This window comes from Arthrobacter sp., from assembly GCF_030540645.1.
Lineage (GTDB): Bacteria > Actinomycetota > Actinomycetes > Actinomycetales > Micrococcaceae > Specibacter.
In genome coordinates this window covers 61,373-73,658 of the sequence record NZ_JAUNVV010000005.1, presented here as the reverse complement: position 1 = coordinate 73,658, position 12,286 = coordinate 61,373, and the positions used below count along the sequence as shown (strand labels likewise).

Genomic DNA, 12,286 nt, shown 5'->3' with positions numbered 1-12,286 from the left:
TGAACGCCAAGGGCGCCTACCTGACCGACGCCGACGGCCGCGACTACGTGGACCTGGTCTGCTCCTGGGGCCCGGCACTCGTGGGCCACGCCCACCCGGACGTGCTGGCCGCCGTCCACGCAGCCGTGGACCACGGCCTGAGCTTTGGCGCCTCCACCCCGGCCGAGAGCGACCTTGCCGCTCTGGTGCAGGGGCGCGTACCCGCCGTCGAACGTCTGCGCATGGTCTCCACCGGCACCGAGGCGACCATGACGGCCGTGCGGCTGGCCCGCGGGTACACCGGCCGTGATTTGATCATCAAGTTTGCCGGCTGCTACCACGGCCACCTCGACTCCCTGCTGGCCGCCGCCGGCTCCGGCCTGGCCACCCTCGCCCTGCCCGGCTCGGCAGGGGTCACGGCCGCAACCGCCGCCGAAACCCTGGTACTGCCGTACAACGACCTTGCCGCCGTCGAGGCCGCCTTCGCCGCCCATGGGGACAGGATCGCCGCCGTCATCACCGAGGCGGCCCCGGCCAACATGGGTGTTGTCACCCCGGGCGTGGGCTTCAACGCAGGGCTTTCGCGCATCACCGCCGCCCACGGCGCCCTGCTGATCTTGGACGAAGTACTGACAGGGTTCCGCACCGGACCTGCCGGCTACTGGGGCCTGACCGGTGGTGCTGCCGACGGGAACGAGCGGTGGACGCCGGACCTGTTTACTTTTGGCAAGGTCATTGGCGGAGGACTTCCGACGGCGGCGCTCGGTGGCCGCGCGGAGGTCATGGACTATTTGGCCCCCCTGGGCCCGGTCTACCAGGCTGGCACGTTGTCCGGGAACCCTGTGGCCATGGCGGCCGGCGTTGCGACGCTGACAGCGGCCACCGCCGCTGTGTACGCCACGGTCGACGCCCGCTCACTGGAGCTGTCTGCCGCCGTGTCAGCAGCCCTTGCCGCCGAAGGCGTGGACCACTCCGTGCAGCGAGCCGGGAACTTGTTCTCCGTGGCCTTTGGCACCGCTGCCAACGGAGTGCATAATTACGCCGACGCGCAGGCTCAGGACGTATTCCGCTATGCACCGTTCTTCCATTCGATGCTCGACTCCGGCGTGTACCTGCCGCCGAGCGTCTTTGAGGCCTGGTTCCTCTCCGCCGCCCACGACGATACCGCCATGAACCGGATCTTTGCCGCCCTGCCCGCGGCCGCGAAGGCTGCTGCCGCGGCGAAAGCATAAACGCTGCCGTCAGTGATCGAGACCGACTGGCGGTGCGGAACATGCTCCGGGGGCTGTTGTGGTGATCGGACGCTGCTATAGCGGCCTCCAACCACCACAACAGCCCCCGCAGGGCGCTGGCGGCCAGAACTTCTGCACGCTGGCGCGAAAAAGCCCCGTTCTCGTTGCTGCGACAGCAACGAGAACAGGGCTTTTTCGCGTGGTGGTGATCGAGCCCAACCACCAGGGACTTACAGTACGTCGGAAAGAAAACCCTTTAGCCGGTCCGTCTTGGGGGCGGTGAACAGCTCATCGGGGGAGCCGGTCTCAACGACCACGCCGCCGTCCATGAACGTCACCGTATCTGAAACGTTGCGTGAGAATCCCATCTCATGCGTTACGACAACCATGGTCATGCCGCCCTTGGACAGGTCCGTCATGAGCGCCAAAACACCCTTGACAAGTTCCGGGTCCAAAGCCGAGGTGGCTTCGTCGAAGAACATGACTTCCGGTTCCATGGCCAGCGCGCGGGCAATGGCAACACGCTGCTGCTGGCCACCGGACAAGTTGCCGGGGCGGGCGTCGGCCTTGTGGGCCAGGCCCACAAGCTCCAACTGCTCCATGGCCTTTGCATGCGCCTGATCCTTGGGCATCTTGCGGATTTTGCGCAGTGCCAAAGACACGTTGTCCACCACGGTCTTGTGGGGGAACAAATTGAACTGCTGGAACACCATGCCAATACGACGGCGCAGCTCATCCGGGTTGTCCTTCAACACGGAGCGTTCATCCAACAGGATGTCGCCCTGATCCGGCTCGATGAGCCGGTTCATGACGCGCAGCAGAGTTGACTTGCCTGACCCCGAAGGGCCGATCACGGAGGCCGTGGTACCTTGCGGGACGTGCAGGTCGATGCCGCGCAGCACCTTGTTGGAGCCGAACGCCAGGTGGATGTTCGTTGCGGTTAGGGAGCCTGACTTGAATTCACTCATGCTTGAGCGCCCTTTCCAATAGGTGCCGCTGCTTCGTCAGGTTCGATCTTCTGCGCCTTTCCTTCACGCATCCGCTTGTCCATGAAGTTCACCAAGTGGGTCAGCGGGATGGTCAGGATCAGATACAGCAGTCCGGCTGCCACCAGCGGGGACAGGTTTCCGGTGTTCGCAGCCTGGTCCTGGCCGATTTGGAAGATCTCACGCTGACTGGCAAGAAGACCCAGCAGGAAGATCAAGGATGAGTCCTTGATCAGGCCGATCAGCTGGTTCACCAGTGCCGGTAGCACACGCCGGATGCCCTGGGGAATGACCACCAGGATCATGGATGAGGTGTAGCTGAAACCCAGGGCGCGGGAAGCCTCGAGCTGCCCCTTGTCAACGCTTTGAATGCCGGATCGGAAGATCTCACCAATGTATGCGGCGGCCATCAAGGTCAGCGCAGCAATGCCCAACGGGTAGGGGTTGGTGCTTCCCGTCATGATGCGCCACACCGGCCCGAAGCCCAGGCCAATCAACAGAATTGTCAAAATGGCTGGCAGGCCGCGGAAGATGTCCGTGTACACGCGGGCGATCCAGCGTGGCACCGGGTTCCGTGAGATGCCCATAACGGCCAGAACCAGGCCAAAGATGCATCCCAGGAAGCCCGAGGAAATCGCCAGGATCAACGTGTTCGGCAAACCGACTGTCAGCATCTCGGGGATGACTTCCCCCATGGCCTGCCAGTCAAAGAACGTTTTAAGGAGCTGCTCGAGAACTTCCATGAACTATCCCTTCGGGACGGTTACGGCCTTGGAACCGGGGGTCCAGTTCGTGGGCATGTCGCGGGTCGGGTACCACTCCTTGGTCAACGCGGACCAGGTGCCGTCGGTGATGACTGAATCCAGGGCGGAGTTCAGCGCATCGATGAGCGGCTGGTTCTGCGAGTTCACGGCGTAGGCGGTGAAGTTCTGGGTGTTGACAACGCTCTCAACGATCGTTGCACCGTCTCCGGGCTTGACCTGGCCTTCGGCCTGCTGCGAGGGGGCCACCCAGGCGTCAATTTGACCGTTCTTCAAGTTTGCGTAGGCAATGTTGTAGTCCTTGAAACGGACCGGCTCGATCTTCAAGGTGTTGGTGACGTAGTCATCCTGCACGGTGCCCTGAACAACGCCAATGCGGGTCTTCTCGGTTAGGTCCTTGAAGCCCTTGATGGGTGTCTTGTCCATGGCAACAACGGCCATGTAGCCAAAGTCGTAGCCGTTCGTGAAGCCGACGTTCTTGCGGCGTGCGTCCGTGGTGGAGATCGAGGAGGAGCCGACGTCGAACGTCTTGTTCTCAACCTGGCCGAGCAGGGACGCGAAGGAGGTCGACTTGAATTCAACCTTCAAGCCCAGCTTGTCTCCCATGGCGCGCAGCAGTTCGTTGTCGTAGCCGGTGAACTTGCCGTCCTTGATGAAGATGTTCGGCGGTGCGTCGGACAAGGTGCCCACGGTGATGGTGCCGGGAGTGATCAGGCCAAGGTTGGCGACGTCGATCTTATCCAACGGGGTGACATCCGCGGTGGTGTACTTGTCCAGCGAAACCTGGTCGCTGCCGGCAAGGGCATCAGTGGGCTTGGCGGAGCTTGTGTCGCCAGCGCTGCCGCCGCAAGCTGCGAGCGAGAAGGCGAGGGCAACGGCAACAGGGGCGGTTACGAGCCACTTCAGGGCTGATTTCTTCATCAATCATTCACTTTCATTGCAGGTGCCCAGCCCGAAAAGACAGTTCAGGAGGGGGAATAAGCGTCGTGTGGGGAGCAGGAGGAAACTCTCAGTAGATTCCTAGCAGAACTCAACCAGCAAAACTAAATTATGTCAGGTGAGCACAAAATATGGCGCCTGCGAACGAGTGAGCACTGAAAAGTACATTTCGTAGAAGAAGCTGCGATCAACAGCGTTTCATCGGCATGCTGGAGTCAGGATGAGCGCCTATTGACTGCACGACTGACGTGCTGGTGCAGGCAGAATCCAGCCAATTATTGCCTGTGATTTATGTCATGTGAAGCTATGCCAGCTCCTCCAGTGACAACACCGGCCAGCTGCCTTCGATGACCGCGGCCGGGTCCTTGCTGCGGCGCAGATAGGCCTGAAAATCAGCGGCCTGTGCGCGTGCCCACTCCACCTGGGCGGTGTGCAGTTCGTGGGTGTCAAGACGCAGGGAACTGTATTTGGCGGCCAGGGCATCGGCGAGCCGCAGCGTGGCTTCCGCGTCGGCCGCGGAGGTGTGTGCGTCGTCGAGCTTAATGCCATATTCCTCGCACAGGGCAACCAAGGTACGGCTGCCCCTGCGGAACTTGTCCACGTGCTTGTTGCAGATGAACGGGTCAATGACGGGCGAGGCGTTGATCTGGGCGAGGCCGTGCCGGCGCGCTTCATGGGCCAACACGGTGAAGTCGTAGCTCGCGTTGAACGCAATGACGGGGATGTTGTTGGAAAAGAGGGCCGCCAGTACGGCACCCACCTCGGCCGTCACGACGTCGGACGGGCGGCCGTGTTCGCGGGCATGCGCGGTGCTCACACCGTGAATGGCGGCAGCTTCCTCGGGGATCTCCACGCCGGGATCAGCCAGCCACTCGTGCGTGTCGGCCACCACTCCGGCCTCGTCGACCACCACGATGGAGGCAGTGACGATTCTTGCCGTGCGGGGGTCCTTGCCCGTGGTTTCCAGGTCAAAGGCGGCGCGGGGGTGCATGCTCCAGCTAGTCATGCCTCAACGCTACCTGCTGGCACGGACGTTGATGGCACCGGCAGGCCGTCGCCAGGCAGCTGGCGGACGGTTGGGGACTTAAGCTTGAGGCATGCGTGAGCAGTATGTGGAAGCGGTTTTGGCCGTGGCGGAACTCATTCCCCCCGGCCATGTCTTGTCCTATGGGGACATTGCGGCGTTGCTGGAGAGCGGCGGGCCGCGACAGGTGGGGGCAGTGATGTCCGCCCACGGAAGCGCAGTGCCTTGGTGGCGGGTTATTCGTGCCAGCGGCGCCGCTCCCGTGTGCCACGAAGGCAGGGCGCTGGCGCACTACGTTCAGGAGCAGACAGCCTTGCGAGGGGACACCACTGCCCCGGCGCCCTCATCCGGACGGGCTCCATCGTGGCGGGTGGATGTGAGGCTGGCGCGCTGGAACCCCGGCGACGCTGAGCTTGACCTCCTTGACGCCATTGCCGCCCGATTGACGCACGACGACGCCCCGCACCACCAGGTGCCTGCAGCGGCGGAGTCAATGTCAGTGCCCCGTGATGGACTGGGAACATGAGCACGCAAACAAGACAGCCTCCGGCAGAGCGGAACATGCTGGAGCAGCAGAACACGTTGGCACCGCCGCGGCTTGTCCTGGCACCCCCCGCCGGCAGCGTGCGCAGTGCCCCGCTGCTGAGTCCGGACCAGCAGGTTGTTGTGGACTTGGCCCCCGGCTCGGGACCTGTCCTTGTGTGGGGTGCGCCCGGCACCGGAAAGTCCACTGTGCTCATCGAGGCCGCGGTCAAGCGCATGGAGCACGACGGCGTTGATCCCGCAGCTGCCCTCCTGCTGGCCCCTTCACGGCTGGCTGCCGCAAGGCTGCGCGACGGCTTCAGCGCCCGCCTCAGCAAGAGTCTGAGCACGTCCCCGGCCAGAACCTGGTCCTCCTACGCCTTCGACCTCCTCAGGCGTGCCAAGGTGGAAGGGCGGATGCCGCACCTTGACGGTCCGCCGCGGCTCATGAGCGGGCCCGAACAAGACCTCATCATCAAGGACCTGCTGGCCGGCCACAAGCTGGGACTGGGGACGGCACCCAACTGGCCCGCCGAATTGGCAGAGGCTTTGGAAACCCGCGGCTTCCGCCAGGAAATTCGCCAACTTTTTGACCGGGTCATTGAATATGGACTCATGCCGCAGGAGCTTGCTGCCTTGGGCACAGCCAACCAGCGCCCCGACTGGGTTGCGGCAGCGTCGCTGTACCAGGAGTACAGGGATGTGGTCGATTGGGGGAAGTCGGGCTCCTTCGACCCGGCCGGTATCATCACGGCCGCCACCACGCTGCTGCAGATCGACGCCGGATTCCTGGCCCAGGAACGCCACCGCCTGGCGTTGATCGTGGTGGACGACATCCAGGAAGCCAACAAGGCCGTGCATGAACTGCTGCAGTTGGTGGGGCGCGGAAAAGACGTCCTCGTGGCCGCTTCGCCGGACACCGTGGTGCAGGGCTTCCGCGGAGCCCGCCCGGATCTTGTGGCTTCCCTGTCCGGCACCCTCTCCACGGAGGAAAAGCCGCTGCAGCAATTTTCACTGTCCACCTCGCACCGCATGAGCGGGCCGCTGGCAACAGCCTGGTCGGGGGTGGCTGAGCGGATCTTCCAGGTGCGTGGCGGGCACAAGGCCCGTGAATTGGTGTGGCCGGATAACCTCGATCCGTTGCAAACTCCAGCCCGACGCCCGGAAAGCGAGTCGGCAGTGGATGCGCTGCCGCCTGTGAGCGCCCATGTGGTGGCCTCGGAGGTTCATGAGCTGCGCCTGGTGGCCGAACGCATCCTGCACCTGCAGCACTTGGCCGGGTACGGCTTGGGCGAAATCGCCGTCATTGTGCGCACGGGATCAGCACTTGCAGCGCTGCAAAGGTACCTGAGCTCGCAGGGCATCGCCGTCAAGGTGCCCGTGGCGGAGAATCCTGTGCGCGATGAACCGGCCGTGCGCCCCCTGCTTGAGGCGTTTGGTGCGGCCTTGGCGCCTGATCAGCTCGACGCTGAAGCCTGCGTTGCCCTGTTGACTTCACGGCTGGGCCGCTCCACGTCGCTGCATCTGCGCCGCCTGCGGCAAGCGCTGCGGCAGCAGGAGCTGCACGCCGGTGGCGGTCGGGCCAGCGACGAATTGTTGGTTGAGGCGCTGCTGAACCCGGAGAAGCTGGCCCCGTTGGGGTGGGAAGCGGCAAATGCGCGGCGCATTGGAGCCATGTTGGCCGCAGGACGCGATGCCGTGATCCAGCCCGGGGCCAACGCTGAAACCGTCTTGTGGGCACTGTGGGATGCCTGTGAAACGTCGGGAACGTGGGAGTCCCAAGCCCTGCGCGGAGGGCCCACCGGCATCCGTGCAGACAGGGACTTGGATGCTGTCATGGCCCTATTCCAAACAGCTGAACGCTATGTGGACCAGCTGCCCGGCTCCAGTCCGCAACAGTTCCTTGACTATCTGATGAGCCAGGAACTTCCCATGGACACATTGGCCGCCCGCGCCCAGCGTGCGGACGCGGTGGAGATCCTGACCCCTGCCAGTGCGGCAGGCAGGGAATGGCCCGTCGTCATTGTGGCGGGACTGCAGGAAGGGGTGTGGCCCAATACGCGGCTGCGCGGGGAGTTGTTAGGCAGCCAACTGTTGGTGGACGTGCTTGAAAGTGGTGCCGAGGCGGCCCGACAGATCGATCCGGCGGCCCGGCTGCGCCAGATTCGTTATGACGAACTGCGCAGTTTCGCCGCCGCCATTTCACGCGCCCGTGAAAAGCTCATCCTGACGGCTGCTGCCGGGCATGACCTTCAGCCCTCGCAGTTTCTGGATCTGGCCGCACCTTTCATTCCGGTGACCGATTCAGGTGGGGAGTCCCAATACCCCGTGCGGCCTGTGGAACAAGTTCCGCGTCCCATGACGCTGCGCTCCCTCGTGGCGGAGCTGCGCCAGGAATCCGAGATGCACGCCGATCTGGAGGCCGCCAACTTGCTGGCCGTGCTGGCCGCAGAGAACATTCCCGGCGCAGACCCGGCCCAATGGTGGGGGCTGCTGCCGCTGAGTTCGGAGGCACCGATCGTGGCGCCCGGGGAGCCGGTGACGGTCTCGCCGTCGAAGGTTGAAGAAGTGCTCAAGTCCCCGCTGAACTGGTTCGTCAGAGCTGCTGGGGGAGAAGCCACCACCGATTTTGCGCGCAGTCTGGGCACACTCATCCACGCCATCGCCCAAGACATCCCGGACGGTGCCGGGCACGAGTACCTGGCCGAGCTGGACAAGCGCTGGCCGTCGCTGGGCCTGCCGGAGTCATGGGAAACCGACGTTGACCATAAACGGGCGCAGGAGATGCTGGGCAAGTTGGCGCAATACGTCATTGACGCCCGCATGCAGGGCCGCACCCTGGTGGGCGTGGAAGAGAACTTCACCGTGGACCTGGGTGAGCTGCCCGGTGGGAACACTGTGCGCCTGCGCGGACAGGTGGACCGGCTCGAGGCGGACTCCGAAGGCCGCCTCGTGGTGGTGGACATCAAGACTGGACGCACCAAGCCCACCAAGGACCAAGTCGCCGAGCACCCCCAACTGGGCGCCTATCAGGTGGCCGTCACCGCCGGCGGCTTCGCGGAACAGGCTCGGGCCGCAGGGCTGCCGGCCGGTATTTCCGGAGGCTGCGTCTCAGGAGGTGCGGCGCTGCTGCCGCTGGGGGACGGCACCAAAAGCGTCAAAACCCAGGACCAGCCACCCATGGTGGTCGGCGCGGAAAACGATCCCACGCACAAGGTCATGGAGGCTGCACTGCTTATGGCTCAGGCCGTCTTCCCCGCACGCCATGGCTCCGACTGGTCCGCCCGCAACGGCTGCCCGCTGCCCACCATTTGCCCGCTGTGCCCGGAAGGGAAACAAATCACCGAATGAGCCTTTCACAGCCGCTGACTCCGTACGAACTGGCCGAACTCCTGGAGCAGCGCCCGCCCACGCCTGAACAGGCCGGCATTATCTGCTCGCCCTTGGAACCGTTGCTGGTCATTGCCGGGGCTGGTTCAGGCAAGACCACCACCATGGCCGACCGCGTGGTGTGGCTTGTGGCGAACGGGCTGGTGCTGCCTGAGGAAATTCTAGGAGTCACGTTTACCCGCAAGGCCGCCGGCGAGCTGGCCGCGCGGATCCGTGGGCAGTTGGCCAAGCTGGGAACACTCGCCCGTTCCGGCGAGGTGGAACTGGCACCTGCAGCGGCAGCCAGGGACGCCCTTGAACCCAAAGTCTCCACCTACCATTCCTATGCCAGCGGAATCGTCACCGACTATGGGCTGCGGCTCGGAATCGAACGCGACGCCGTCGTGCTGGGTGCGGCCGAGGCCTGGCAGTTGGCCAGTGAGGTGGTAGAAGCGCACGACGGCGCGCACGACCACTTCACGGCAGCCAAATCAACCCTTATCCAGTCGGTCATGGATTTGGCGGGGGAGTGCGCCGAGCACCTGCAGGAGCCCGAACATGTCATGGGCACACTTGAGTCGTATTTGGAACGGTTTGAGGCACTGCCCTATGTTGCCGAAACCGCCAAGCCGCGCACAGCGGTGGTGAACAAGCAGCTGGACGTGCTGCGCACCCGCATGTCGGTGGCCGGACTCGTGCTGAAGTACGCGGAGGCCAAGCGGCGCCGCAACGTGCTGGACTACGGTGACCTCGTGGCCCTGGCCGCCCGCATCGCCAAGGAAGTTCCGCAGGCGGCGCAGATGGAACGCCAGCGCTACAAGGTGGTGCTGTTGGATGAATTCCAAGACACCTCGCACGCCCAGTTGCAGCTTTTCGCCAAGCTCTTCGGCGCCGGCCATCCCGTTACCGCGGTGGGGGACCCGCACCAGTCCATTTACGGCTTCCGCGGCGCCTCGGCCGGGCAGCTGTTCCGTTTCCCGGAGATTTTCCTTAAGGCCGACGGCGGGTACGCCCCGACTGCCGAACTCACCATTGCCTGGCGCAACTCGGCGCACATCCTCTCTGCGGCCAACGTCATGTCCGCAGAGCTCACCCAGGCCCAGAACCGCAAGGCCAACGCCAAGCTGGCCGCCGGTCCCACTGCGGAAGAACGTGCGGTGGCAGGGCCCCGCGTGGTGGTGTCCGCACTGCGCGAAAAACCCCAGGCACCCGACGGTGAGGTGCTGCTGGCCCGGTACGAAACCGAACTGGCCGAAGCGGAAGCCATCGCCGAGCAGATCCTTGACCGCAAGGGCGACTTCACCCACCGCCGGGGAGCGCAAGGCGAGATGACAGTGGCGGTGCTGTGCCGTCGTCGTGCGCAGTTTTCGGCCCTGCAGTCGGTGTTTGAAGCACACGGTATCCCCTATGAAATCGTGGGGCTGGGAGGGCTGTTGGGTACCCCGGAGATCGTGGACCTTGTGGCGACGTTGCGGGTCTTGGCCGATCCAGGCCGATCGGATGCGCTCATGCGATTGTTGACGGGGGCGCGGTGGCGGATCGGCCCCGCCGATCTCATGGCGTTCGCCGACTGGGCGCGGTACCTGGCCAGGCGCAGGGAATGGGCTGCCCGGCACAAGGTGGACTTCGACGCTGCCGCCGTGCAGGGAACCCAGGGTTCCGCGGAAGCTGCGGAAGCGGCGACTGCGGAATCAGGGGCAGTGGAACCCGAAGCAGTGGTGACGGCGGACTTGGTGGATGCATCATCACTGGTGGAGGCGCTGGATTACCTGGGCGCGGATTTCTGGCCGGAGGGGGCACGGCCGCTCAGCGATGTGGCCAGGACCAGGCTGCTGACACTGCGCGACGAACTACGGGTGCTGCGTACTTTCGTCGGGGAGGATCTGTCCAACCTGCTCGGGGTGGTGGAGCGGACCATGCTCCTGGACATTGAACTGGCTGCCAAGCCGGGAGCGAGCATCCACCATGCCCGGCGTCATCTGGACGCCTTTGCCGATGCTGCAACCACCTTCATGCAGGCGGCGCAAAGGGTGGACCTGGACGCCTTCCTGGGCTGGCTGGAAACGGCTGAATCTGAGGAGGGCGGGCTGGAGATGTCACCAGTGGAAAGCAACCCGGACTCCGTGGCACTGCTGACTGTGCACGCCTCCAAAGGTCTTGAATGGGATGTGGTGTTTGTTCCCGGCATGAATGCTGGTGCCTTCCCCAGCGCGCGGGCAGACAGGTGGAGCACCGGCGCCAAGTCGCTGCCGTGGCCGCTGCGTGGGGACAGCGGCGATCTGCCCGTCTGGGACACTGACGTGGCGGACCTGAAGAACCTGATGGACAACGAGAAACTGTTTGCCGCTGACGTGCTGCTCCACGGTGAGGAGGAGGAACGGCGCCTGGCCTATGTGGCGTTTACCCGAGCCCGCAATTTTCTGATGTGCTCAAGCACGGTGTGGGGCAGCGGGAAGAAACCGTTGGCGCCGTCGCCGTTCCTGGCTGAACTGCTGGAGCTCACCGAAGGCGCCGGGCACAGTGCCACCATCGCCGTGTGGAGCGAGGACCCTGAGGAAGGAACGGAGAACCCCATCAGCGCCGGCGCTGAAAGCGCTGTGTGGCCGTACGATCCTTTGAACGGACCGGATATTGTGGGCCGAGCAGGAGTGGCTGCGCGGACGGGACGCCGCGAGAACGTGGAACGCTCCGCTGCTGCCGTGAAGGCGGCCGCTTCGCTGCCGCCCCAAGAGCCCGGCAGCGCAGCCTTCCTCGCTGACCATCCGCGGTGGGGCACGGAGGCGAGCGTGCTGCTCGCACAGGAGCGTGTGGAGTCGGAACAACTGCGGGTGGAACTACCTCCGCATATTTCAGCATCGCGGCTCGTTGCACTGGGTGAAGATCCGGAAAAGGTCACCCGCGCCATGCGCCGCCCCGTGCCCACCAAACCTGGCATGGCAGCACGTAAGGGGACGGCATTCCACGCCTGGATCGAGGAGTTCTTTGCCACGACCGGCCAGTTCGATTTTGATGAAGCTCCGGGCGCTGACTCCTACGTTGACGAAGCCTACGGTTTGTCCGAGATGCAGGAGACGTTCAAGAACTCAACGTGGGCTGGCCGGATTCCGGCCGAGCTGGAGGTGCCCATCGAAACAAGGGTCGCCGACGTGGTGGTCCGCGGCCGCATCGATGCCGTGTTCCGTGACGACGACGGCGGTTGGGATTTGATCGACTGGAAAACCGGCAAGGTGCCTTCGAAGGCGCAACTGGCAGTGCGTGGCGTGCAGCTGGCCGTCTACAGGCTGGCGTGGTCCCGCCTGAAGGAGATTCCGCTGGAGCAGGTGAGGGCAGCGTTTTACTATGTTGGGCAGGACAAACTCATCCGCCCGGTGGACCTGGCGGGGCAGCGGGAACTTGAAGCGATTGTCACCGGCGCGTACACAACATGACGCGGATCCGTGCCCGCAATGCGGGGCCGGGTGTGCGCCAGCCGTG

At 64.3% G+C, this 12,286-nt stretch carries 8 protein-coding genes; 4 read left to right on the top strand and 4 right to left on the bottom strand.

The window, feature by feature from the left end; all coding sequences use genetic code 11:
* A partial coding sequence (locus Q4P21_RS02160; protein ID WP_303387221.1) for a glutamate-1-semialdehyde 2,1-aminomutase occupies nucleotides 1–1,211 on the top strand: 1,211 nt, incomplete at its 5' end.
* A gap of 230 nt (nucleotides 1,212–1,441) precedes the next feature.
* Here Q4P21_RS02160 and Q4P21_RS02155 read toward each other — a convergent pair.
* The 4 genes from Q4P21_RS02155 to Q4P21_RS02140 form a co-directional block, all read right to left on the bottom strand.
* Complete coding sequence (locus tag Q4P21_RS02155; RefSeq protein WP_303387220.1) at nucleotides 1,442–2,179, bottom strand: amino acid ABC transporter ATP-binding protein; 738 nt, start codon at nucleotides 2,177–2,179, stop codon at nucleotides 1,442–1,444.
* A complete protein-coding gene (locus Q4P21_RS02150; RefSeq protein ID WP_303387219.1) occupies nucleotides 2,176–2,940 on the bottom strand; it encodes an amino acid ABC transporter permease in 765 nt (254 codons plus the stop codon). Before Q4P21_RS02150 ends, Q4P21_RS02155 begins: the two co-directional genes overlap by 4 nt.
* Nucleotides 2,941–2,943: 3 nt before the next feature.
* A complete protein-coding gene (locus tag Q4P21_RS02145) occupies nucleotides 2,944–3,879 on the bottom strand; it encodes an ABC transporter substrate-binding protein (RefSeq protein WP_303387225.1) in 936 nt (311 codons plus the stop codon).
* Between the two features lie 322 nt (nucleotides 3,880–4,201).
* Nucleotides 4,202–4,903 carry a 3'-5' exonuclease gene (locus Q4P21_RS02140; RefSeq protein ID WP_303387218.1) on the bottom strand — a complete coding sequence of 234 codons (702 nt, stop codon included), beginning with the start codon at nucleotides 4,901–4,903 and terminating at the stop codon, nucleotides 4,202–4,204.
* A 91-nt stretch (nucleotides 4,904–4,994) separates the two neighbouring features.
* Here Q4P21_RS02140 and Q4P21_RS02135 point away from each other — a divergent pair, with 91 nt between their 5' ends.
* Genes Q4P21_RS02135 through Q4P21_RS02125 form a run of 3 tightly spaced genes read left to right on the top strand, consistent with a single transcriptional unit; the run spans nucleotide 4,995 to nucleotide 12,240 of the window.
* A complete protein-coding gene (locus Q4P21_RS02135; protein ID WP_303387217.1) occupies nucleotides 4,995–5,447 on the top strand; it encodes an MGMT family protein in 453 nt (150 codons plus the stop codon).
* Nucleotides 5,444–8,794 carry an ATP-dependent DNA helicase gene (locus tag Q4P21_RS02130; RefSeq protein WP_303387216.1) on the top strand — a complete coding sequence of 1,117 codons (3,351 nt, stop codon included), beginning with the start codon at nucleotides 5,444–5,446 and terminating at the stop codon, nucleotides 8,792–8,794. The genes Q4P21_RS02135 and Q4P21_RS02130 overlap by 4 nt, the downstream gene beginning before the upstream one ends.
* Nucleotides 8,791–12,240 (top strand): ATP-dependent DNA helicase, encoded by a 3,450-nt coding sequence (locus tag Q4P21_RS02125; RefSeq protein ID WP_303387215.1) that lies wholly within the window; start codon nucleotides 8,791–8,793, stop codon nucleotides 12,238–12,240. The genes Q4P21_RS02130 and Q4P21_RS02125 overlap by 4 nt, the downstream gene beginning before the upstream one ends.
* The last annotated feature ends 46 nt before the right edge of the window (nucleotides 12,241–12,286 follow it).

Coding starts and splice junctions, on each gene's coding strand:
- Q4P21_RS02150 (WP_303387219.1), bottom strand. CDS start 2,940: ATGGAAGTTCTCGAGCAGCTCCTTAAAACGTTCTTTGACTGGCAGGCC.
- Q4P21_RS02155 (WP_303387220.1), bottom strand. CDS start 2,179: ATGAGTGAATTCAAGTCAGGCTCCCTAACCGCAACGAACATCCACCTG.
- Q4P21_RS02145 (WP_303387225.1), bottom strand. CDS start 3,879: ATGAAGAAATCAGCCCTGAAGTGGCTCGTAACCGCCCCTGTTGCCGTT.
- Q4P21_RS02140 (WP_303387218.1), bottom strand. CDS start 4,903: ATGACTAGCTGGAGCATGCACCCCCGCGCCGCCTTTGACCTGGAAACC.
- Q4P21_RS02125 (WP_303387215.1), top strand. CDS start 8,791: ATGAGCCTTTCACAGCCGCTGACTCCGTACGAACTGGCCGAACTCCTG.
- Q4P21_RS02135 (WP_303387217.1), top strand. CDS start 4,995: ATGCGTGAGCAGTATGTGGAAGCGGTTTTGGCCGTGGCGGAACTCATT.
- Q4P21_RS02130 (WP_303387216.1), top strand. CDS start 5,444: ATGAGCACGCAAACAAGACAGCCTCCGGCAGAGCGGAACATGCTGGAG.